Origin of the sequence: Streptomyces olindensis (assembly GCF_040645895.1) — a bacterium.
Classification (GTDB): Bacteria; Actinomycetota; Actinomycetes; order Streptomycetales; family Streptomycetaceae; genus Streptomyces; species Streptomyces olindensis.
The window spans coordinates 93211-116116 of the sequence record NZ_JBEYZD010000004.1; the positions used below are offsets into that span (position 1 = coordinate 93211).

At 73.9% G+C, this 22906-nt stretch carries 20 protein-coding genes; 12 read left to right on the forward strand and 8 right to left on the reverse strand.

Features of this window, described 5'->3' with window-relative positions; genetic code table 11:
• The first annotated feature begins 9 nt into the window (after positions 1-9).
• The 7 genes from ABZ948_RS03510 to ABZ948_RS03540 all read left to right on the forward strand — a co-directional run bounded on the left by ABZ948_RS03510 (position 10) and on the right by ABZ948_RS03540 (position 7390).
• On the forward strand, positions 10-1599 hold the full coding sequence (locus tag ABZ948_RS03510; RefSeq protein WP_359756840.1) for a PstS family phosphate ABC transporter substrate-binding protein: 1590 nt from the start codon (positions 10-12) through the stop codon (positions 1597-1599).
• Positions 1600-1673: 74 nt separating this feature from the next.
• Positions 1674-2114 (forward strand): DUF6299 family protein, encoded by a 441-nt coding sequence (locus tag ABZ948_RS03515; RefSeq protein WP_359756842.1) that lies wholly within the window; start codon positions 1674-1676, stop codon positions 2112-2114.
• Positions 2115-2287: 173 nt separating this feature from the next.
• Positions 2288-3877: an ABC transporter substrate-binding protein gene (locus ABZ948_RS03520; protein ID WP_359756844.1), complete on the forward strand. Its 1590-nt coding sequence runs from the start codon at positions 2288-2290 to the stop codon at positions 3875-3877.
• 20 nt (positions 3878-3897) lie between these two features.
• Entirely contained in the window at positions 3898-4866 is a 969-nt protein-coding gene (locus ABZ948_RS03525) for an ABC transporter permease (RefSeq protein WP_359756998.1), read from the forward strand.
• The gene (locus ABZ948_RS03530) at positions 4856-5755 is read left to right on the forward strand and encodes an ABC transporter permease (protein WP_359756846.1); all 900 of its coding nucleotides are present in this window, start codon (positions 4856-4858) and stop codon (positions 5753-5755) included. Before ABZ948_RS03525 ends, ABZ948_RS03530 begins: the two co-directional genes overlap by 11 nt.
• An 8-nt stretch (positions 5756-5763) precedes the next feature.
• Positions 5764-6744: an ABC transporter ATP-binding protein gene (locus tag ABZ948_RS03535; protein ID WP_359756848.1), complete on the forward strand. Its 981-nt coding sequence runs from the start codon at positions 5764-5766 to the stop codon at positions 6742-6744.
• Positions 6737-7390: an ABC transporter ATP-binding protein gene (locus tag ABZ948_RS03540; RefSeq protein ID WP_359756849.1), complete on the forward strand. Its 654-nt coding sequence runs from the start codon at positions 6737-6739 to the stop codon at positions 7388-7390. The genes ABZ948_RS03535 and ABZ948_RS03540 overlap by 8 nt, the downstream gene beginning before the upstream one ends.
• 6 nt (positions 7391-7396) lie before the next feature.
• On the opposite strand, the gene ABZ948_RS03545 is transcribed toward ABZ948_RS03540, so the two are convergent.
• From ABZ948_RS03545 to ABZ948_RS03570, 6 genes are all read right to left on the reverse strand, one after another.
• Complete coding sequence (locus ABZ948_RS03545; RefSeq protein WP_359756851.1) at positions 7397-7708, reverse strand: ArsR/SmtB family transcription factor; 312 nt, start codon at positions 7706-7708, stop codon at positions 7397-7399.
• 61 nt (positions 7709-7769) lie between these two features.
• Complete coding sequence (locus ABZ948_RS03550; protein ID WP_359756852.1) at positions 7770-8069, reverse strand: hypothetical protein; 300 nt, start codon at positions 8067-8069, stop codon at positions 7770-7772.
• A gap of 147 nt (positions 8070-8216) precedes the next feature.
• A complete protein-coding gene (locus tag ABZ948_RS03555; protein ID WP_359756854.1) occupies positions 8217-8981 on the reverse strand; it encodes a class I SAM-dependent methyltransferase in 765 nt (254 codons plus the stop codon).
• A gap of 91 nt (positions 8982-9072) precedes the next feature.
• A complete protein-coding gene (locus ABZ948_RS03560; RefSeq protein WP_359756856.1) occupies positions 9073-10272 on the reverse strand; it encodes an aminotransferase class V-fold PLP-dependent enzyme in 1200 nt (399 codons plus the stop codon).
• A gap of 5 nt (positions 10273-10277) precedes the next feature.
• Complete coding sequence (locus tag ABZ948_RS03565; protein WP_359756858.1) at positions 10278-11597, reverse strand: pyridoxal-phosphate dependent enzyme; 1320 nt, start codon at positions 11595-11597, stop codon at positions 10278-10280.
• Positions 11594-13060, reverse strand: coding sequence for a Y4yA family PLP-dependent enzyme (locus tag ABZ948_RS03570; RefSeq protein ID WP_359756859.1), 1467 nt, complete (start codon positions 13058-13060; stop codon positions 11594-11596). Before ABZ948_RS03570 ends, ABZ948_RS03565 begins: the two co-directional genes overlap by 4 nt.
• 399 nt (positions 13061-13459) lie before the next feature.
• Between ABZ948_RS03570 and ABZ948_RS03575 the strand changes: the two genes are divergently transcribed.
• The 5 genes from ABZ948_RS03575 to ABZ948_RS03595 are packed head-to-tail and all read left to right on the forward strand — an operon-like array spanning position 13460 to position 19915.
• A complete protein-coding gene (locus ABZ948_RS03575; RefSeq protein ID WP_359756861.1) occupies positions 13460-14548 on the forward strand; it encodes a serine/threonine-protein kinase in 1089 nt (362 codons plus the stop codon).
• Positions 14545-15816 carry a hypothetical protein gene (locus ABZ948_RS03580; RefSeq protein ID WP_359756863.1) on the forward strand — a complete coding sequence of 424 codons (1272 nt, stop codon included), beginning with the start codon at positions 14545-14547 and terminating at the stop codon, positions 15814-15816. The genes ABZ948_RS03575 and ABZ948_RS03580 overlap by 4 nt, the downstream gene beginning before the upstream one ends.
• Positions 15813-16343, forward strand: coding sequence for a nucleotide exchange factor GrpE (locus ABZ948_RS03585; RefSeq protein WP_359756865.1), 531 nt, complete (start codon positions 15813-15815; stop codon positions 16341-16343). Before ABZ948_RS03580 ends, ABZ948_RS03585 begins: the two co-directional genes overlap by 4 nt.
• Positions 16344-16364: 21 nt before the next feature.
• Positions 16365-18869 (forward strand): Hsp70 family protein, encoded by a 2505-nt coding sequence (locus tag ABZ948_RS03590; protein WP_359756867.1) that lies wholly within the window; start codon positions 16365-16367, stop codon positions 18867-18869.
• A 26-nt stretch (positions 18870-18895) separates the two neighbouring features.
• The gene (locus tag ABZ948_RS03595) at positions 18896-19915 is read left to right on the forward strand and encodes a tetratricopeptide repeat protein (RefSeq protein ID WP_359756869.1); all 1020 of its coding nucleotides are present in this window, start codon (positions 18896-18898) and stop codon (positions 19913-19915) included.
• Positions 19916-19967: 52 nt separating this feature from the next.
• On the opposite strand, the gene ABZ948_RS03600 is transcribed toward ABZ948_RS03595, so the two are convergent.
• Positions 19968-20750 carry an FHA domain-containing protein gene (locus ABZ948_RS03600; RefSeq protein WP_359756870.1) on the reverse strand — a complete coding sequence of 261 codons (783 nt, stop codon included), beginning with the start codon at positions 20748-20750 and terminating at the stop codon, positions 19968-19970.
• A gap of 126 nt (positions 20751-20876) precedes the next feature.
• Positions 20877-22826 (reverse strand): serine/threonine-protein kinase, encoded by a 1950-nt coding sequence (locus tag ABZ948_RS03605; RefSeq protein ID WP_359756871.1) that lies wholly within the window; start codon positions 22824-22826, stop codon positions 20877-20879.
• Positions 22827-22906: the final 80 nt, after the last annotated feature.

Below are 22906 nucleotides of genomic sequence, written 5' to 3' on the forward strand. Positions count from 1 at the left end.
GGACCACCAGTGGAGTGGCTGAGCCTTGAGAACGTCATCGCCATCGGCACGTCCGTCCTCGGTCTCCTCGTGCCCATCGCGATGTTCCTGTACGACCGCAGGGTGCCGCGCCGCAAGCTGATCGGCTACCGCGTACAGATGGACAGCCCCATAGGCGACGGGTCGTCCAATCCCCGCCTCGGCGACTTCGACGTGCCGAACATGGCCGACGCGTCGCTCGTCCTGCTGCGCATCGAGAACGACGGGTCGCAGAGCGTCGCCGACAACGACTACACCTCGTCCGAGGTCCACGGCCTGACCGCCGAGTTCACCGGCCGCACGGTCCAGGCCGTCTCGGTCACCCAGCCCTCCGGCATCGAGCACCTGAACAGCCACTTCACCAACGCCAACGGCTTCGAGCACATCGGCAGCACGGTGACCATCCCGCGCGTCCCCCTCAACCCGGGCGACCACTTCAAGCTGCTGGTGCTGCTCTCCGGTGGTCCGGCCGAAGGCGAGGTCAAGCTGATCGGCGGCCTCCGCGACGGCCGCGTCCACCGCAACAGCGCCCCCACACCGGACGAGAAGCTGCGGACGTTCAGCCTCCCGGCCCGGCTGCTCAGCGGCGCGCTGGCCCTCGCCGTGCTCGCCCTCGCCGGCATCATCGTGCTGCGCGTCGGCAACCCGATCGAGTGCGAGCAGGGCACGTTGACCCTCACCGGATCGACGGCCTTCGAGCCTGTCGCGCGGACGCTCGCCCGGCAGTACGAGAGCAAGTGCCAGGGCGCCGACATCTCCGTCGAGGCGCGGGGCAGCGAGGACGGCGTGGCCGAACTCGCGGAGCTGGGCGAGCGGTCGCCGGACGCCGCCGGGTCCGTGATCGCCTTCTCCGACGGGCCGATGGGCAGGCGCTGGAACCTGACGGGGAAGGAGGTCGCGCTGTCCTTCTTCACCCTCGTCGTCCACAAGGACGTCGACCTCGGCCCGCACGGCCTGTCCCTCCAGGAGGTGCGGGACATCTACGCGGGCCGGTACCAGCGCTGGGGCCAGGTCGTTCCCGGGCAGAAGGAAATCGCCGACCTGCCGATCGTCCTGGTCAGCCGGGGGGACGAGTCCGGGACGCGGCAGATCTTCCAGGACCGGGTGCTCAAGGGGTGGGAGAAGGCGCCGAGCACGTCCCTGGACTGCACACCGCCCGTCCGGGCCGCGGACACCGTCACCCGCTGCGAACTCGGCTCGACCAGGGCCGTGCTGAACAAGGTGGAGGAGCAGCCCGGCGCCATCGGCTACAGCGAGGTCGGCCTCGCCAAGGAGCGGGGCGGCAAGGTGCGCGTGGTCCCCCTGGCCGGGGACTGGCCCGACGAGCGGCAGATCGACCTGGGCGCCGGTCACTACCCGTACAAGGACATCGAGTACGCCTACACCCACGGCCCCGCCCCCGCCGGCTCCCTCGCCGCCGGCTTCCTGGCCTACCTCGACGAGTCCGTCAGCCAGAACGTGATCCGGGGCAAGGGCCACCTGCCGTGCCTGCGGGAGCCGGAGCAGTGCCGCTGGGTTCCCACACCGGCAGAGGGGACGGCAGGGCCCAGGAGGGCGGCTGACTCGCCACCGAAGGGGTGAGGATCACGGGCGGCGGCCCGGAGGGCCGGTACGAGTGGGAACCGCCATTCCACTCCTTCCGGGAGGTTCCCCTCATGCGTGTACGTCCCCTCCTCGGCGCGGCGGCCGGTGCCGCGCTGCTCCTGCTGACCGGCGCCGGTGCGACGCCGGCCGGCGCGTCCGTCCTCGCCCCGTCCGAGTCCGTGACGGTCGACGCGGTGGGCCGGATCGCCGCCGACGGCACCGTCACCCTGTCCGGCACCTACCGCTGCGTCGGCTCCAGCGGCCCCGTCTTCGTCAGCTCCTCCGTGAGCCAGGGCGTCTCCACCACCCGCTACGGCATCGGCGGCACCCGTGCCGTGTGCGACGGCGCGGTGCACCGCTGGGTGAACACGGGCCGTCCCATGCCCGGCGCGCTCACGCCCGGCTCCGCCCACGTCGAGGCCACCCTCATGGAGCTGCGCACCTTCAGCGGCCTGCCGCTGCCCAGCTTCCACGCCACCTCGGGGCAGGAGATCACCCTGGTGCAGAGCTGAGCCAGGGCCGTGAACAGACCGGCGGGCGGCCGGAATCAGGCCGCCCGCCGGTCCCGGCCGGACTCGACGACCTGGGCTTTCCACAGCGCGATGGTGCGCGACCCGCCTCTTTGACTGTTTAATTGCGAGGTCTATGCAACAACCTGACTAGAGCAACAAGGGTGTGAGGTCACATGTCGACCCGTCGGATACGAGGGGCCGCCGCCACGGCGGCGCTGGCCGCGGCGGTCACCGCCTGCTCCGCTCCCGGCAGCGGCGGGTCGGGCGACGCCAAGTCCGCCGCCTCGGTCGTGATCGGGGTGGCCTCCGAGCCCGACACCCTCAGCCCGCTGCTCGGCTACGGCAAGGACGGCAACTCCAAGATCTTCGACGGGCTGCTCGCCCGCGACGCCGACCTGAAGCTGAAGCCGGCGCTGGCGGCCGCGCTGCCCGAGATCACCGACGGCGGCCGCACCTACACCTACACCCTGCGCGACGGCGTCGAGTTCAGCGACGGCGAGCCCCTCACGGCCGACGACGTCGTCTACACGTACCGGACCGCCCTCGACCCCAAGACCAACAACACCTTCAAGAGCGAGCTGGACGCCGTGAAGGAGGTCCGGGCGAGCGGTGCCGGCAAGGTCGTCTTCACCCTCAAGTACCCCTACGCCCCCTTCGCCGCCCGCACGGTCCTGCCCATCGTCCCCGAGCACGTCGCGGGCGAGCAGGACCCCAACACCGGCTCCTTCAACACGAAGCCGGTCGGCACCGGGCCGTACGTCCTCAGCGGCTGGAGCAAGGGTGAGAAGCTCACCTTCAAGGCCAACCCCCGGTACTGGGGCGGCGAGCCGAAGGTGAAGGCCTTCACCATGGCGGTCATCGCCGACGACGACGTCCGCGCGACCCGGCTGCGCTCCGGCGACCTCGACGGCGCGGTCCTGCCGCCCAACCTCGCCGCCACCTTCAAGGGCGACGACGGCAAGCGCACCCACGAGGCCCGCTCCTACGACTTCCGGGCCGTCACCCTCCCCACCGCGCACCAGGTCACCGGCGACCGCGCCATCCGCCGGGCACTGGACGCCGCCGTGGACCGCGAGGCCATGGTCGACAAGATCCTCGACGGCGCGGGCCGCCCGGCCTACGGGCCGCTGCCCGTCGACGACCCGGCCTTCACGAAGGGCATCGAACGCGGCAAGGACCTCGCCAAGGCCGGCAGGATCCTGGACGAGGCCGGCTGGAAGCCCGGCAAGGACGGCATCCGCGCCAAGGACGGACAGCGCGCCTCCTTCGCCCTCCTCTACCCCTCCGGCGACAAGGTCCGCCAGGACCACGCCCTCGCCTACGCCTCCGACGCCAAGAAGGCCGGCATCGAGGTGAAGGTGGAGAGCGCCACCTGGGAGGTCATCGAGCCGCGCATGAAGGACACCGCCGTCCTCGCCGGCTTCGGCAGCACCGGCGACCCCGACTTCGGCCTCTACACCCTGCTGCACTCCTCCCTCGCCGGCGACGGCTTCAACAACATGGCCCGCTACGACAACCCGGCCGTCGACCGCGCCCTCGACGACGGCCGCCGCACCCAGGACCCGGCCGCCCGCAAGGCCGCCTACGACAGGGTGCAGCGCGCCCTGGTGCGGGACCCCGGCTACACCTTCCTCACCCACATCGACCACCTCTACGTGCTGGCCGACCGCTGGGACGGCCTGACCACCCAGCTGGAGCCGCACGAGCACGGCTTCGCCAGCGGCCCCTGGTGGAACATCGAGGACTGGCAGCCGAAGAAGTGACCCGTCCGCCCTGGGGAGCGATGGCCCGGCTGGCGGGGCGGCGGGCCCTGTTCGCCGTCCCCGTCCTGCTCGTCGTCACCTTCGGCGTCTTCGCCATCGCCGCCGCCTCCCCCTTCGACCCCGTCAAGGCCTACGCCGGCACCGCCGCGCTCGGCGCCGACCAGGAGACCCTGGACCGGCTGCGCGGGAACCTCGGCGTGGACCGGCCGTTCGCCGTCCGCTGGTGGGACTGGCTGACCTCCGCGCTCACCGGCGACCTCGGCCACTCCAGCGTCATGCGGCAGCCGGTCGCCCAGGTGATCGGCGAACGGCTCGTGTGGTCCGCGCTGCTCTGCGCGGTCGCCTTCGCCGTCGCCGTGCTGCTGGGCACGCTCCTCGGCGTGCTCGCCGCCCGCCGCCCCGGATCGGCCGTCGACCGGGCCGTCACCTCCCTCGCCTACACCCTGGAGGCCGCCCCGGTCTTCTGGATCGCGCTGCTCGCCGTCTGGCTGTTCGCCCTCCGGTGGGACGTCCTGCCGGCCGGCGGCCTCACCGACACCGGCAGCGAACACGTCACGTTCGGGCAGGTCACGAGCCACCTCGTGCTGCCCGCCGGGGTCCTCGCGGTGTCCCAGCTGCCGTGGTTCACGCTGTACGTGCGCCAGGGCGTGGGCGACGCCCTGGCCGAGGACCCCGTACGCGGGGCCCGGGCGCGCGGCCTGAGCGAACGCACCGTCCTGCTCGGGCACGCCCTGCGCTCCGGACTGCTGCCGGTGCTCACGCTCATCGGCTCCCGCGTGCCCGAACTCATCACCGGGGCGCTGCTGGTGGAGAGCGTCTTCAGCTGGCCGGGCATCGCCGCGGCCACCGTCGAGTCGGCCACCGCCGTCGACTTCCCGCTGCTCGCCGCCCTGACGACGCTGGCCACCGCCGCCGTCCTCGCCGGCAACCTGCTCGCCGACCTGCTCTACGGACTGTTCGACCCGAGGGTGAAGCTCAGTGACATGTGACGCACCGGCGCCCGCCGGCGCCCCGGCCGAGAGCGCGTGGCGGTCGCACGGGCCCCGGCGCCGCTCCACCCGCGCCCTGCGGGTGCGCACCTCCGCCGTACTGGTGGCCGCGACCGTGCTGGCCGTGCTGCTCGTACCGCCGCTCGTCCAGCTCGACCAGCAGGCCGTCGACCTCGCGGCCAAGCTGGAACCGCCCTCCTGGGCGCACCCCTTCGGCACCGACGACGTCGGCCGCGACCTGCTGCTGCGCTGTGTCTACGGACTGCGCGTCTCACTGCTCGTCGGGGTGGCCGCGGCGCTGACGGCGACCGTGGTCGGCACGGCCGTCGGCGCCGCGGCGGGCGCCCTGGGCGGCTGGGCCGACCGGGCGCTGATGCGGGTGGTCGACACGTTCTCGTCCGTGCCGCACCTGCTGCTCGGCATCTTCATCGTCGCGATGTTCCGGCCCGGGGTGTGGCCCGTGGTGATCTCCGTGGCGCTCACCCACTGGCTGTCCACCGCGCGGATCGTCCGCGCCGAGGTGCTGTCGCTGCGGGCGCGGCCCCACGTCGACGCGGCCGTGTCCGGCGGGGCGTCCCGGTGGCGGGTGGCCGTACGGCACCTGCTGCCCGCCGTGCTTCCCCAAGCCGCCCTCGCGGCCGTCCTGATGGTGCCGCACGCCATGTGGCACGAGTCGGCGCTGTCCTTCCTCGGTCTCGGGCTGCCCACGCACACCGCGAGTCTCGGCACCCTGATCCAGAGCGCCCGCGGCTCGCTGCTCGCCGGCCAGTGGTGGCCGACGCTCTTCCCGGGACTGTTCCTCATCGTCCCCACCCTCGCCCTCGCCGGTCTCGCCGGTGCCTGGCGGGAGCGGATCAACCCCCGTCACCGATCGGAGCTGATGCTGTGAGCGCGGGCATGGACCACCTGCCCCCCGTGCTGTCCGTGCGCGGCCTGTCCGTGCGCTTCCTCATGCCCGGCGGGCGGCGCGTCGCAGCCGTGACCGGCGCCCGGTTCGACGTGGCGGCCGGGGAGTGCCTGGCCCTGATCGGGGAGAGCGGCTGCGGCAAGTCCGTGCTGGCCTCCGCCCTGCTGGGGCTGCTCCCCGGCAACGCGCAGACCGCCGGCTCGGCCCTGCTCGGCGACCTGGACCTGCTCGCCGCCGACGAGCGGACCCTGGCCCGCACCGTGCGGGGCCGGCTCGTCGGACTCGTGCCGCAGAGCCCGGCCGCCCACCTCACGCCCGTGCGCACCGTCCGCTCCCAACTGGAGGAGACCGTCGCCGCACTGACGACCACCCGGTCACGCGCCGCCCTGCGCGCCGCTGCCGAGGCGGCCGCCGCACGGGCCGCGTTCCCCGCGGACCACCTCGACCGCCATCCCCACGAGCTGTCCGGGGGCCTCGCCCAGCGCGCCGCCACCGCCCTCGCCCTGGTCGGCGACGCGCCCCTGCTGCTCGCCGACGAGCCGACCACCGGACTCGACCGCGACCTGGTGGACCGTACGGTCGACGAACTCCGGCGGCACGTCGACGAACCGGGCACGGCGCACCCCGGCGGGCGGGCCCTGCTGATGATCACCCACGACCTGGCCGCCGCCGAGCGCATCGCCGACCGGGTCGCGGTGATGTACGCGGGCCGGATCGTCGAACTCGCCGACGCCGCCGCCTTCTTCGGCGAGCCCGGCCCCCGCCACCCCTACAGCCGCGGCCTGCTCCAGGCCCTCCCCGGCCGCGCCTTCACCCCCATCCCCGGCATGCCGCCCGAACTCGGCGACCTCCCCGACGGCTGCGCCTTCGCCGCACGCTGCGACCGGGTCACCGACGCCTGCGCCACCCAGCCGCCGCCCGGCACGGTCGCCTGCCACCACCCGCACGTGCCGGAGGACGTCCGTGCTTGAACTGCGCTCCATCACCGCCGGATACACCAAAGACGCCCCGGTCGTCCGGGGCGTCTCCCTGACCGTGGCAGCGGGCGAGTCCGTCGGCCTGCTCGGTCCGAGCGGCTGCGGCAAGTCCACCCTGGCCCGTGTCGCCGCGCTGCTGCACCGGCCCGACTCCGGCACCCTGCTCCTCGACGGCGAACCCGTACGGCACTGGCGCCACCGCGCCCCGCGCGACCTGCGCACCGCCTTCGGGGTCGTCTTCCAGCAGGCCAGGCTCTCGGCGGACCCCCGGCTGCCGCTCGGCGACCTGATCGCCGAGCCCTTGCGCGCCACCGGCCGCGGCAAGGACGTCCCGGACCGCGTCGCGGAGTTGGCCCCCGCCGTCGGCCTCACCCCGGACCTGCTGACCAGGCGGCCGCACGAGGTCAGCGACGGCCAGCTGCAACGCGCCTGCCTGGCCCGCGCCCTGGTGCTGCGCCCCCGCCTGCTGGTGTGCGACGAGATGACCGCCATGCTCGACGCCTCGACGGCCGCGGCTCTGGTGGCGGCCGTCGAGGACTACCGTGCCGCGACCGGCGCCGCCCTGCTGGCCGTCGGCCACGACCGCACGCTGCTCCGGCGCTGGTGCGAGCGCGTGGTCCACTGGGACGACCTGGCCTGAGACGGGCTACTCCTGGGCGTGCCGGATGGCGTCCAGCACGATGTGCGCCACGTGGTCGTCGGTGAGGGTGTACCGCGTCTCGCGGGCCTGACGCCGCGCGGTGACGATCCGGGAGGTGCGCAGCACCCTCAGGTGCTGGGAGACGAGGGGCTGGCTCACGCCCAGGGCCGTCACCAGTTCATGGACGTACTTTCCCCCGGCGGACAACTCGCGGACGATGCCCAGCCGTACGGGCGAGGCCAGGGCACGCAGCAGCTCACTGGCCGCCTGCAGCGTCCGGTCCGGGTCGTCCGTCGGGGGAGAGGGCGTCGTTGTCATATGCACACATTAGCATATGACAACGATTTCCAAATCGGTTCGCCGTGGTGCGGCGAACCCGTCAGTGGTCGTCCCAGTGTCCCTCGTGGGCGGCGTGGCGGTGGCCGTCGTGGACGTAGTCCGTGTGGTCGCCGTGCCGCACGGCCAGGTGGCCGCAGTCGTCGCCGTGCTGGTGGTCGTGGTTCTGGTGCACCGTGTGGCCGCCGTTCGCGCACTCGTCGACGTGGTCCTCGTGCATGCGGTGGAGGTGGCCGTCGTGGGCGTAGTCGGTGTGGTCGCCGTGGGTGAACGCGACGTGGCCGCAGTCGTCGCCGTGGGCGTGCGCGTGGTCCTGGTGGGTGAGGTGCTCGGCGGTGGTCATGGGGGCTCCTTGCGTGTGCTCGTGACGTCCCGCGGCCCTTCGGCCGGGGAGTGCATGGCGACATTAACATATAGCGATTCCTGCATGTATTGTCCGGGGGTCCGTGCTGCCCCGCCATCCGGCCGGGGCGCACGGGTGAACGCCGCGCTAGCGGACCGCCACGACGACGCAGCTGTCGCCGTACTGCCACACCGGGCCCGCCGTGCGGAAGCCCGCCTGCCGGAGCAGGTCCAGGTGGGCGGGGAGGGGGAGTTCGGCGGGGCTGCCGGTGTCGGGGGAGGCCTCGCGGTCACGGCGCTCGGCGAGGAGGTCGGCCAGTTCCGGGTCGTCGGCGACGGCGGCCCACCAGGACCCCCAGTCCTCGTGCGCGAACGCCCGCTGCCTGGCGGCCCGGCACTGCCCGACGTGGGCGGCGATCGCGGCCGGGCCCGTCTCGTCCTGCGGGAGATGATCGCCGTTGACGAGGACGCCGCCGGGCCGCAGCAGCGCGGCGAGCTGCCGGTAGGTGCGCGACAGGGTGTCGCGGTCGAGGTAGTGCAGGGCCGTCGTGGAGACGGCCGCGTCCAGCGGCCGGTCCAGGCCCAGTGTCCCGGTCCAGCCCGGTGCGCCGATCTCCGTGTCGACGTAACGGGCCGCGTCCGGGTGGTGGGTCCGGCCCAGCTCCAGCAGGAGGGGATCCCGGTCCACGGCCACGATCTCCGCCTCCGGCAGCCGCCGGACCAGCCGGGCCGCGAGCGAGCCGGGCCCGCAGCCCAGATCGACGACGAGCGGCCGGGCCGTACGCCCCGCCGTGACGTGTTCGACGACATCGGCGATCACCGTGAACCGCTCCTCGCGGTCGACGGCGTACCGCTGCTGCTGGAGCTCCCAGCGCTCCACCCATCGCTCCGCCGTCGCCAGACTCAGCCCCATCCGGTCGCGCCACCTCGCCGTCTCGCACCTGAACCCTTGCCGGTCCGAGCCTACAGGTGGAAACGGTTCTCATTACGCCTAGTGGGGGGAGTCACCCGAGTGACGCGAGAACGGACAGCAGCCGGTCGATCTCCTCAACGGTGTTGTACACGTGCAGACTCACCCGCACCGAACCGGTCTTCTCGCCCGCGTCGCCCTGGCAGTGGTGGTCGGAGCGGACCATGAAACCGTGGCTGAACAGGATGAAGCCCAGATCGCCCGAGTCGATGGCGCGGTGCCGCAGCGTCACGATGCCCTGGCGCCGCTGCACGGTCGAGTCGGCGGCCAGGCTGAGCGGGCAGCCGAGGACCTCGTAGGCGTCCAGCCGGCGCAGTCCGTCGGTGAGCCGCGAGGCGAGGGCGACCGTCCAGCGCTCGATGCGCTCGACCCCCGCGGCGTCCAGCCAGTCCAGGGCCGCCTCCAGGGAGGCGATGCCCACGGTGTTCGGGGTGCCGCTCCACCCGCCGGGCACGAACGCGGGACCCCGCTCCTGCCGGGCCCACACCGCCCCGGACCCCGGCAGGGCCAGCGCCTTGTGCCCGGAGAAGACCACGAAGTCGACGTCCGACTCGGCCACGGACACCGGCAGATGACCGACGCTCTGGGCCGCGTCCAGACAGATCACCGCGTCCGGGCCCACGGCTCGGCGGATCCGCCCCACGTTCATGTCGCCGCCGTAGACGTGGTGCACATGGGTGGTGGCGACGAACCGCGTGCGCGGCCCGGCCCGTTCGGCCAGCGCCCGGTGGTCGTAGTCCCCGGAACCGCTCTGGTACGGCATCGGCACGACCCGCACGTGCACGCCCTGCCGGGCCAGCAGCTGCTGCGCCTCCAGCCAGGGTGTGATGTTGGCCTGGTGGTCGGCGTCCGGCACGACGATCTCGTCGCCGTCCCGCAGGAAGTCCGGCAGCCAGTCGCGGGCGATCGTGCGCAGCCCCTCGGTGGTGCCGCTGGTGAAGTGCACGGCGGAGCGGTCCGGTGCGGTGTCCCCGAGGAACCGCGCGACGCGCTCCCGGGTCCGCTCCACCAGCTCCGTGGTCCGGTTGGCCCAGGTGTAGGTGCCGCGCGAGGCGTTGGCGTTGGACGTCGTGAGGTACGCCTGCACGGCGTCCAGGACGGCCTGCGGCTTCTGTGCCGTGGCCGCGCTGTCCAGGTAGGCCAGCTCGGGATGCCCGGTGACGATGGGGAACTGGGCGCGCAGCTCCCGCTGCCACGGGTACAGGTCGTCGACGGTGTCGGGTGCGGCGGTCATGGCGGTCAGTCCCGCACCAGGGGCGCGCCCGCGTCCCGCCAGGCGATGATGCCGCCGGCGAGGCTGCGCACGTCCGGGTGGCCCATCCGCGTGAGCAGCGCGGCGTACCGGGCGGACTGCTCGCCCACCGGGCACGCCAGCAGCACCGGCCGGCTCCGGCTGAACGGCACGCCGCCCTGGAGGAGTTCGGCGAACAGCTCGTCGACGATGTTGACCGACCCGTCGATGTGCAGCGCCGCGTACGCGTACGGGCTGCGCAGGTCGACCACGAGCGGCTGCTCGGTGTCGATCCATCGCCGGGCCTCGGCCACCGTGACCGACGGGGCCCGGCCTATCTCCGCCTCGGAGAGGTCGGCCGGCGAGTTCTTCCGGGGCGGCCGGCCCAGCAGGTCGGGCCGCCGCTGCCGGACGTAGCTCAGATAGCTCTCGACGCGGTCGCAGACGATGAACACCGCCGTCCGCCGCTCGGTCAACTCCTCGTCCAGCGGCCGCAGATGACGGACGGCCCCGAAGTAGGCGGCCCCTCCGGTGGGTCCGCCGAGGATGCCGCAGCGGCGGTTCAGGGTCAGCATGCCCTCGATCGCCTCGTCGGCACCGACCGATTCCATCGTGTCGTACGTCCCCGGGTCGAACAGGCCGACCTCCTGCACCTCGTCGATGGTCCGGATCCCGGGGATGAAGTCGGACTTGGCCGCGACCAGCCCGACCACCCGTACCGAGGGGTCCTCCTCCCGCAGCGCGCGGGCCACGCCCGTGGAGGAGCCGGCCGTGCCCACGCACGCCACGAACCAGTCCGGGACCCGGCCGTCCAGGTCCTTGACGATCTCCGGGCCGGTGCCGGTGAGATGGGCCTCGGTGTTGCGCGGGTTGAAGTACTGGTCGGTGTGCAGATAGGCGCTGCCGGAGGCGGACAGCGTCCGGTGGAAGAGGGTCAGCGGGTCGTCCGTCGCGGTCGGGTCCAGGCACTCGCTCTGGCCCGGGAGCTCCTCGATCTCCGCGCCGAGCAGCAGCAGGAGGTCCTTGATCTCCGGGACCCGCATCCGGTTGGTGACGCTCTTGAAGCCCAGGCCGTGCATGCCCGCGACGACGGCCAGGGCCTTCGCGGTGTTGCCGCTGGACAACTCCACCACCTGGCTGCCCCGTTCGACCGCCTCGGCCAGCAGGGGACGGGCCATGTTCCACGCGGCGCGGTCCTTGACCGAGCCGAAGGGGTTGAGCATTTCGAGCTTGGCGTACAGATCGATGTTGCGCAGGCCGTGCACCGCTGGGTCTATCCGCACCAGAGGGGTGTTGCCTATCGCCTCGGTGATGCTGTCGTACCTCACTGGGCTCCCCTCGAGGGCGTGATCGGCCAGAACTGGTCGTCCAGGCACCAGCGCCACTCCTCGCCGTCCTGCCAGGCGGCGACCTTGCGGGCGGCCGGCTGGTGCTGGGCGCGGGTGGCGTGGAAGTCCATGGCGTAGCCGGCGGTGTTGGCGAAGGCCAGCAGGTCGCCGGGGGCCGGGCGGCGCGGCAGGAACACCGTGCGCCGCGTGATCAGGTCGGTCTCCAGGCACAGGCCGCCGAAGAGGTGGACGGCGACGGGGCCCTCGCCGGACCCGGCTCCCCCGGCGGGGACGACGACCGGGTCCACCAGCACGCCGTGGTCCTCCAGGGCGATGTCGTCCGCCTTCGCCGCCAGCCGGACGAGCAGTTCCTCACCGGGCCCCTGGGTGCGGACCTCCAGCACCTTCGCCAGCGTCAGCCCGCACTGGTCCAGCAGGGCCCGCCCCGGCTCGGTGTACAGGTCGTACAGGTGCTCCAGCAGCAGCGCGGCCAGCGGACGGCCGCCCAGCGAGGGGGCGGGCTGGGCCAGCAGTTCGTCCAGGTAGGCGGCGCCCGCGACGGACCGGTGGGCGGGGTAGAGGCCCAGGCTGCCGCGCAGGGTGCCGGACTCGTTGCGCAGCCCGTAGCCGTGGCCGCCCCAGGTCAGCGGCGGGCGCCGGCCGAGCACGGCGGCGGTGAGCCCGCTCGTGTACGCCTCCCACTGCTCCCGCTCGGCCAGGTAGCTGACGCCGAACCCGCCGCCCACGTCCACCGCCCGGGGCCGCAGACCCCGGCTCCGGCACGCCTCCAGAGCCGCCAGGCACCCTTCGAGGGCGGTCGCCTTCTCCGCGACGCTCGTCGTGTCCAGGTGGAAGGCCGCCCCGACCGGCTCGACCACGTCGCCGTGCCGCTCGACCGCCTCCAGCAGCCCGTCCAACTCCCGTACGGGCGTGCCGAACCGGCTGCGCCGGCTCAGCACCTTCACCCCCGACGTCTCGAACCCCGACAGCCGCAGCAGCACCCGCACCGGAGCGAGCGCGTGCTTGCGCACGAGCGCGGCGAGCTGGTCCAGCTCGCCGACGGAGTCCACGCCGACCGTGACGCCCGTACGGGCCGCGAGCCACAGGAACTCGGGGTTCTTCGGCCCCGTGGCCATGATCCGGTCGGCGGTGAGACCGGCCCCCAGCGCGTGCTGCAACTCGCCCAGCGACGCGACGTCCACGCCCGCGTCCGTGGCGGCGAGCCGGCGCAGCAGCGCGCTGGACCGGTTGGCCTTGTGGGCGTAGAAGACCTGCCCCGGCAGATGGTGCGCGCGGTACACGGACCGGAACCGCTCCAGGTTCTCGGCGAGTTGGTCCGGCACCACGACGTGCAGGGGTGAGCCGAGCGCGTCGGTGAGCGAGTGCAGCGTGCCGTGCGCCGCCACGAGCGACCTCAGCCGTGGCTCCAGCCGCGGTTCGAGGTACAAGGGCCGGTCGTCCATGCGCGCTCCTTCCCCTGTGCCCGACGTGTCCGCCGCCCATCCGGGCACGTCGGACACTCCCCGCGTTTCGCCGTATGACCCATATCCATTCTTCGGTCGCTTTACGCCCTGTAAGGCCCAGGCCTGCCCTCGCGCGGGTGTGAAGCGGATCACGGGCCGGACCCGCGGCGCGCGCCGGGCGCGAGACGGCGGCATCCGTCGACGGGGACAACCCCGGCAACTCCGCGGTGTTTAGCCGGTTGTGACGCCCTCTCGACCGAGGGAGCACGCGCTCCGCGTCGGGACCGGTCCCGGCGGGGCCTTCCTAGCATGGCGGCCCGCGCCGCGGCAGGGCGCGGCCGGCCGCGCTGGACGGCGTCGCCGCGGGCGGTCCGACCAGTGGGGGAGGTGCGTGCAAACGTGCTCGACGGCACCCGGGACTCGGCGACGGGCGTGGGCGGCGCCCTGCTCCGGCAGGGGCAGCGGGTCAACTCGGCCCTCGTCGTGGACCGTCGGCTGGGCGAGGGCGCCTTCGCCGAGGTGTACCGGGTACGGCACCACATCCTCGGCTGGCAGGCGCTGAAGCTGTTCAAGCACGTGGCCTCGCTGGAGGCGACGTCCCGCATGCTCGACGAGGCGCGGATCCTGTCCACCCTGGGACACCCCAACATCATCCGGGTCTTCGACGCCGGCACCGTGCAGACCTCCGAGGGCGTGCGCGGCTACATCACCATGGAGTACGTGGCGGGCGGCAGCCTGGAGCGGCTGATGGACTCCCACGCGGGCGTGGTGCCCGTCGGCGAGGTGACCGCCGTGCTCCGGCAGGCCGCCGAGGGACTCGCCGTCGCCCATGAACGCCCGCACCCGATCGTCCACCGCGACCTGTCCCTCGCCAACGTGCTCGTCGGCTACGACGAGACCGGACTGCGCGTGAAGGTGAGCGACTTCGGCCTCGCCAAGGAGACCGACCCCGGCACCATGGCGGCCAGCGCCCAGGGCACGGTCGCCTACATGCCGCCCGAGGTGCTGCGCCGCGGCAAGGGCTACGGCTGCCCCGGGGACGTCTGGGCCCTCGGCACCATCGTCTACTTCCTGCTCACCGGGCACTTCCCGTACGACGGCGGCGACCCGGTGCAGTCCTTCTCCCTGGAGCGGTTCACCCGGCCGCTCCAGCCGCCCCGCGCCTTCAACGACGACGTGGGACCCGAACTCGACCGGCTGGTCACCGACATGCTGCGGATCGACCCGGCCGAGCGGCCCGCCACGGCCCGTGCGGTCGCCGACCGTGCCACCGGCCTGCAACCGTCGCCCGGCCCCGGCCCGGCGGACACGTCCGAACCGGCCGGATCCGCCGACGCGCTGGTGCGGGAGGCCACCGAGCTGTCCCGGGTGCCCGGGAAGCTCGGCGAGGCCGCCGACCTGCTGGAGGAGACCATCAGCCGCCATCCGCGGCTGCGGGAGAGGCATCTGACACGGCTCACGACGTGGCGCCGGGGGGTGATCATGTGACCACGCCGGTGCGGGACTTCGACCGCTTCGAGGAACTGGCGGGCACACAGCTGTACCGCAGGAACGTCTTCGCCGTCACCGGCCTGCCCACCCGGGCGAGCGGCCCGGCCGTGCGGCGGCAGCGGCAGAAACTGGAGGCGCGGCTGGCCGTCGAGGACCGCTGGCCCGGAGCCCGGGACGTGGCCCCGGCCGGCGGCTACGGCAAGGACGAGGTGCGCGCCGCCTTCGAGGGCCTCCAGGACCCGCGCCGGCGCATGGTCGACGAGGTGCTGTGGCTGTGGGGTGCCCCGGACTCCGGCTGCGGCTGCGACCCCCATCTGCACGAACTGCACGACGCCGCCGTGCTGTTGCACGCCCGGGCGCTGCGGGCGGAGACCGGGGACCTGGAACTGCCCGTCGACCAGCGGGCCTCCCTGTGGGAGAACGCGGCGTCCGCCTGGGGCCACCTGCTGGCGGAGGGAGCGCTCCGGCAGCACGTGCGGCACCGCATCCGGACGCTCGGCGACCCCCGGCTCGACGAGGACGCCGCCACCGGCCTCCTGGCCGGACTCCCGAAGCTGCTCGCGTCCCCCTTCCCGCAGCTCTTCACCGACCCGGCCACCGCGGCCCGGCTGGCACCGGTCTGCTCGGCCTGGACCGGATTCCCGCCCTTCGAGGGACTGTTCTCCGAGCTGTTCGAACAGGCGGTCCAGGACGCCTACGAGAAGATCCACGCCGACCTGCTGACCGCCGAGCGGGAACGCGAGGCCGCCCACTACCGCGAGGCGTTCCTGCTCCTGCGCGACCGGGTCGTCCCCGGCTTCGAGGACCTGGCCCCGCTCCGGCCCTTCGTCTCCGACTGGCGGTACGACGAGATCGCCCACGTCGTCGCCGTCGGGCTGAACAACCTCGCGGTGGAGCTCCTCGGCGTCTCCGTGTACCGCCCGCCGAGCGCCTCCCGGCGCGAGGAGATGGTCTGGCTCGCCGAGAAGGCCTACGAGATCGGCCCGGACCGCGACTCCGAGGGACTGAAGGAGAACTGGGAGACGATCTACGACCACGTCACGGGCACCGGCAGGCACCCCGCCCGGGCCAGGAAGCGGTTCCCCTGGTTCGGATTCCTCCTGGTGCTCGCCTTCATCGGAGGCTCGCTCTCCGCCCTGATCGAGAACTACGGCTTCCTTCCCGTGCTCTTCGTCTCGGTCGCCGTCCTCGCCGTCGTCGGCTACATCGTGCGGTTCCTGGCGTGGCTGGCGAGCGGCGTACGCAACGGACGGAGAAGACCATGAGCCTCCACTCCCGCCGGGGACACCGGACCGGCCGGATGCGCGCCGCGCTCGGCCAGTTGCGGCACCCGCCCGAGTTCCGCGTCCCGCCGCCGTTCCTGGACACCGGCCAGGCCGACCGGGTCACGGCCGTCCTCCACGACGTCCGGACCGCCACGGCCGAGGAGCCCGGCCAGGACCGTGCGCCAGGGGCCGACGCCGGCACGCTGCTCGCCGCCGCCACCGGCCTCTGGCGCGCCCAGCGCAAGCTCGACAGGCGCGGCGGCGACCTGTCGGCCGCCGACCTGAGGCAGATACGCCGCTACCTCCAGGCCGCCCGGCAGGCCCTCGCCGACGTCGGCCTGGAGATCCAGGAGCACGACGGGGAGCCCTTCGACCCGGGCCAGTCCCTCGAAGTCCTCGCCTTCCAGGACGAACCGGGCCTGACCCGCGAGGTGGTGCTGGAGACCCTCCGGCCCAGCGTCTACCACCGCGGCGAGCGGATCCAGATGGGGCAGGTCGTCGTCGGCCGGCCCGCACCCGGCACCTGAACGACCAAGGAGACGACCCCAATGCGCGAGACCATCGACTTCGGCATCGACCTCGGCACCACCAACAGCGCCATCGCCGTGGCGGACGACGACGGCGTGCGCGTCATCAAGAACAACGACGGCTGGGACTACACCCCGTCCGCCGTGTGGATGCCCAAGCCGGACGTGATCCACGTGGGCCGCCGCGCCCGCGAGCGCACCGACACCCAGCCCGACGACGCCCACGCCGAGTTCAAGCTGGAGATGGGCATGGCGGGCTCCCTGCGGCGCTTCGCCCGCGCCGGGACGGCCCTCACCCCCGAGCAGCTCTCCGCCGAGGTCCTCAAGTCCCTGCGCCAGGACGCCGCCCACGACACCGGCGGCCCGCCGGAGGCGGCGGTGATCACCGTGCCCGCCTCCTTCGCGCTGCACCAGAACAGCGCCACCTCCGCCGCCGCGGCCCTCGCCGGACTCGGCGAGCACTGCCCGCTGGTCCAGGAACCGACCGCGGCGGCCTTCGCGTACGGCGTGCAGGACGCCTCCGAGTCCACCCACTGGATGGTGTTCGACCTGGGCGGCGGCACCTTCGACGCGGCCGTGATGAGCAAGCGCGACGGCGAGCTGCAACTGCTCCAGCACGCCGGCGACCCGCACCTGGGCGGCAAGCTCATCGACTGGGCGATCGTCGAGGAACTCCTCGCCCCCGCCGTCCGGCACGACCTCCGGCTGCCCGACTTCGCCCGGCGCAACCACCGGTGGCGGGCCAACTTCGCCAAGCTCAAACTGGCCGCCGAGGACGCCAAGATCGAGCTGTCCCGGCGCGGCTCCCACGACATCGTCCTCGACCTCGCCGACGGCGACGGCGGTACGGCGCCCTTCGAGTACACCCTCACCCGGGGCGCCCTCGACGACCTCGCGCAGCCCTTCTACGCCCGCGCGATCAAGCTGTGCCGGGACGCGCTCACCGACAGCTCCCTGCGGCCCGACCACATCGACCGGCTGCTGCTCGTCGGCGGCGCGACCCTCGCCCCGGGGCTGCGCGAGCTGCTGGCCGACCCCGTCGAGGGCCTGGGCATCCAGCTCGACCACACCCAGGACCCCACCACCGTGGTCGCGCGCGGCGCGGCCGTCTTCGCCCGCACGGTCCGCACGCCGAGCAGGCCCCGCACGGCGGCACCGGGCGAGTTCACCGTGGAACTCCACTACGAACCCCAGTCGCTGGAGACCACCGGCATCCCCGTCTCGGGCCGGGTCACCGGCGGCACCGCCGTCCCCGACTGGACCCGCTACACCGTCACCCTGACCAACCCCGAAGGCCGCCCGCCCTTCCGCGGACCGCGCACCACCCTCACCCCCGACGGCGCCTTCTACACCGAGGTGACCATCGACTCCGGCACCCGGTCCCACTTCATCGTGGAACTCTCCGACCACTCCGGCACCCGGCAGACGCTCGCCCCGGACACCCTGTCGATCAGCCACGCCCAGGTCCTGCCCGGCGACGCCGTGCTCACCAGCACCCTCGGCATCGGCAAGGCCGACGGCTCCTTCGCGCCGATGCTGCGCAAGGGCACCGCCCTGCCGATCTCGATCACCAGGACCTTCGAGACGTCCATCCCGCTGCGCCGCTCCCAGCCCGACGCCGTCATCCGCATCCCGCTGCTGGAGGGCGAACGGCGCCGCGCCGACCGCAACACCCGGGTCGGCCTGCTGGAGATCCGGCCCCGGGACGTCCGCTTCGACCTGCCGGCGCAGACGCCCGTCGAGGTGACCTTCGAGATCAACGCCACCAACCGGGAAGTCACCGTCACCGCCGACATCCCCGTCGCCGACGCGCAGTTCGAGGCGACCATCGACCGCTCCCAGCTGGTGGCACCCACGCACGACGAACTCGCCGACCGGCTGCACGACCTGGAGCAGCGCGCGCACGCGCTGCGCGAACGGGCGGAGGACGTCCACTCCGAGCAGGCCCTGTCCCGGCTCGACGAACTGTCCGACCAGAAGGCGCTCACCCACCTGCGCAAGGAGGTCGACGCGGCGGCCGTCGACACGGGCGCGGCCGGCACCAGCGACCGGCGCATCCGCGACCTTCAGGCCCAGCTCGACGACGTCGAGGAGGCCATCGACATCCCCGGCCTCCAGCACGAGCTGTGGGACCTCCTCAACAACTGCGAGGACCTCATCGAGCAGGTCGGCGGAGGCCCGGCCGAGCGCCGCGAACTGGAGAGCCTGCGCACCCGCGCGACCAGCGCGGGGGAGGACGGCAGCCCGGCCGGTCTGCGCCGCCTCGCCGACCGGGTGCGCGACTTCCAGGTCGACCTGCTCCGCCGCAGCGACCAGTGGGACTTCCTCGTCTTCCACTCCCTGGCCGAGCTGCGCGACGAGATGACCTCCCGCGCCCAGGCGGACGCCGCCATCGCCGACGGCCGCCGGGCCGTCGCCGCGGGCGACCGCACGGCCCTGTCCGCCGTCAACCAGCGCCTGCGCCGCCTGCTCCCGCCGGGGGTCTCCGAGGAGCGGCGGATCGGCGGAGTGCAGGAGAGCCGGTGAGAGGCCCCGGCCGGAGGGGAGGCGACATGCGCGTGACGGACAGGGACGCACGGGCCGGCGGCACGCCGCCGCACGACGCGCCGGGTGCGGAGGGGCCGGGCGCGGAGGGGGAGGGTGCCGAAGGGCCGCCGTCCCGTGCATCACGCGGCGCGCCCGGCCCGGGCTCCGCCCGGCCCCTGGACGAACTCGACGCTCTCCTGCTCGTGTCGCGGGGACGGGAGCGCGCGCGGTCCGGCGATCCGGGCGGGGCCCTGGAGCTGCTGCGGGACCACGAGAACCTCGGCGGGCACCCGGACGTGCTCGACCTGCGGGCCCGCCTGCACGCCCAGCGCGGGGAGACGGCCGAGGCGGCCGAGTGCTGGCGGCGGGTCCTGGCCCTGCGGCCCGAGGACCCGGAGGCCGGGGCCGGGCTCGCCCGGCTGGGCCGCACGGGCCCGGCGGCGGCGCTCGGCCGCCACCGCACCCGCACGGCCCTGGCCGCGCTGTGCGTGGTGACCACCGCCGTCATCGGCGTGGCCACGACCCTGGACGGACCCCGGCCCGCCAGGACGGACACCGACCGCGCGGCCGGCCGGGAAACCCCCGGCACGAGCGCCACCCCGGCCCCCGGGCGGCACCAGGACCCGGCACAGGCCCGGCGCTCCACCGCACTCGCCACGCTCGCCCGTGACCTGCGCGCCCCGGGCCTGCGCGTCACCACCCGTGCGGACTCCGTCGAAGTCGCCTTCACCGAAGGGCTGTTCTCCGAGGGCACGCGGCTGACCCCGGCCGGAGCGCAGCGGCTGGCCGTGCTCGGGGAACGGCTGACCGGGCGGCACGCGGCCATCACGGTGCACGGGCACGCGGCCGTCGTCCCCGGCGCCCCCCGCAGCGGCGGCTCCGTCGTCGCGCTGTGGCGGGCCCTCGTCGCCGCCCGCGAGCTGAGCGCCGCCGCAGGCGAGCCCCTCACGGCGTTCACCACCGACAGCGCCGACCAGCGCGACGCCCCCTACCCGGACGACCCCGCCCGCAACCGCACGGTCACGGTGGTGCTGACCCCGCGTTAGACGGGACGGGACCACGACCGCGTACGGGCGCGCGGCGCGTCACCGCTCAGGGCTACGGCTGTCCCGCGGGTGCCTCGTCCATCAGGTTCAGGTCCGGCGGCACCAGCGTCGTCGACTCCACCAGCCCCTTGAGGAGGTTGTGCAGCAGGCGGTTGTCGGAGGGCCGCCGCTCCTCGGACGGGTCGTGGAGCAGCGGGTACCGGAAGCCGGTGCCGTGCAGGCGCTTGCGGACCGCCTCGATGCGGTGCTCGATCCTGCGGTCCGTCCAGTTGCCGTCCGGGCGCAGATGGACGAGCTGCCGGGCGGCCATGGAGTACGTCAGGGGCCGCGGGTCCTCCTCGTACAGCAGGTACCGCTGGCCGAGGACGACCAGCAGCAGCCGTTCGTCGTCGTCGAGTGCCCAGGTCTCCGGGCGCAGGGTCTCGGCCCGGCGGCGCGAGACCGGCCCCTGGTCGTCGTGGTCGGCCACGTACAGCTCGATCAGGTGCTCGCGGTAGCCGGAGCCCCTTACGAACAGCGGCGTGTAGCCGGTGGTGAGGGGGATCGGCTCGGTGCTGGTGTGCATCATCCGGCCGCGCGGCAGCCGCACCAGCTGCCGCCCGGTGTTGCGCAGCCACCACTGGCCCTGACGGTACGTCAGCTCCCCGTGCCGGCGGCTCACCCGCAGATCGTCCACGCCGACCTCCAGGTCGACCTCCGGCCGCTCGCCCCGGCCGAAGCGGACGGTCAGTCCCGTGCGGGGCGGGGCGCACAGGTCGGCGGTGACCGTGCGGGCGTGCAGGGTCCCGGGCGTGGTGGGCGCGACACCGCGCGCGAGGCTGGCGGAGAAGGACATCGCTGGTCTCCTCGATGCGGGGGCGAAATCGGCACGGCGCGGGTCCGGCGCGAGGGCCGCAGGACGTACGGGCCAGCATGGGCCGACCTTCCCGGGACCCCTCCCGGAACGACCGCCGCGATGGCGTCAGCGGGCGCGCAGCCCGGCGGCGGCGGAGGCGGCCAGGTCGGTGGCCATCGAGCAGAGCTGCCCCATCGGCCGCTGCCCGCCGACGTACAGCCGCAGCATCTCCACGGCCGTCTCGGCGTCCCGTCCGCCGTACTCGCGGTAGGCGACGAACACCGTGCAGGTGCCCGCGCCGTTGCCCTCCGGCTCGACGACGGCGTGGTAGCCGCTCAGCTCGACCGTGCGGCCGTCCCGAGCCGACTTGGGCTCGTCACGGAAGAAGGCGATGTCCGCCTCCAGGTCGTCGACGTCGCTGAACCACTCGCACTCCCAGTTCGCGACCCCCGCCTCCGGTACGTCCGCCTTGATGCCGGGGACGACGGACAGCGCCCGGGCGTCGAGCAGCGCGCAGGCGTCCGCCCAGGCCAGCGAGGCGGCCGGGTAGGCCGGGGAACGGCGGGGGAGCGGACCGCGGTTCAGCACCCCGGCCGCGCTGCGGGCGGCCGTGTCGGCGACGGCGCACAGCGCGGCGGCACCGCCCGCGACCTCGCCGTGCCCCACGTCGACGCGGACCCCGACGTACATGCCGTCACCGGCGTCACCGCCCTGGTCGTCGCCCGCGTCGCGGGAGAGCAGCAGCCCGCACTCGTCCGGCTCGGCCGGCTGCTCCCGGACGGCGATGCCCCCGATGGTCGTGACGGGCTCGGACGCCTCGGGCGGCGCGCCCCGGCGCAGTTGCAGGGACACGTCGATCCGGGTGCTGTCGTCGGTGTGGACGAGCACGTCGCAGCGGTCGAAGTTGCCGTAGTCCACGTCGACCTCGCTCCTGCCGAACCGGTCGAGCGCGGCCGGGTCGGTCAGGGCGCACACGTCGGCGGTGCGCGGATCACCGATCAGGGACCGCGTACCGCCCTTCCCGGGGTTCTCCGGCAGCTGCCGTCCGGCGGAGTCACGGGTGCCGGCCCCGGTGCCGTCACCGCCGTCGCCGCCGGGCAGGACGGCGAGGCCCAGCGCCAGTGCGGCGCAGACGCCGAGGGCCGCGGTGAACCAGGCCCGGCGGAGCCGCCGCCCGCCGCCGGGAGCGGCGGGCCGCCCGTCCGGCGCCGGCGTCCCGGATTCGGCCACGGCCGTCAGGAGCCGCCCGGCCTCGGCCGCGTCGGGGCGTTGCGCCGGGTCGCGCCGCAGCATCGCGGCGAGCACGGGGTACAGCGGCCCCACGGCCTCCGCGTCCATCTCGACGACGCCCTGCTCGGCCTTCCAGTGCGTCAGCCGGGCGGTGTCCTCACCGGTGCCCTCCCCGTCGTCGCCGCGCGGCGGGGAGCCGGTGACCAGGGCGTGCAGCGTGGCGGCCAGGCAGAACACGTCCGAGGCGGGCCGGGGCACGTTCCCCCGGGCCAGCTCGGGGGCCGCGTAGTCCGGGGTGAAGCTGTAGGGGCCGTTGGCCGTGATGGTCTCGGTGCCGCCGACCCGGTAGGCGGCCCCGAAGTCCAGCAGCTTCGCGCCGCCGCGCCCGGTGAGGCCGACGTTGGCGGGCTTGACGTCGCAGTGGACGATGCCCGCCCGGTGCAACGCGGCGAGCGCGTCGGCGAGTTGGGCACCGATCCGGGCCACCCGCCCGGGGCTCATGGGCGGTTGCCGGTCGAGACCGCCGCCGGGCACGTACTCCATGACGAACCAGTACGCCTCGCCGGCGCCCCCGCGCCCGTCTCCCTCTCCGTCCTCCTCCGGCGGCACGGTCAGGACATCGAACAGCGTCACGACATGGGGATGGTCCCGAAACTTGGCCAGGGCGCGCGGCTCGCCCAGCAGCCGCCGGACGGCGGTCTCCCGCTCGCCCTCGACCCGCTCGCGCTTCAGCGCGACGTCCTGCCCCACCACCGTGTCGTGGGCCCGCCACACCTCACCGCCCCGCCCTGCGCCGATGACCTCCTCGAGGACATAGCGGCCGGCGAACTCGTCTCCGGGACGCACGTTCTTCTCCCCCTCGCATCGGCCCAGAACGCGCGCGGGCACCGTACGCGCGCGTGGTCGAACCTACTGCGTACAGGAGA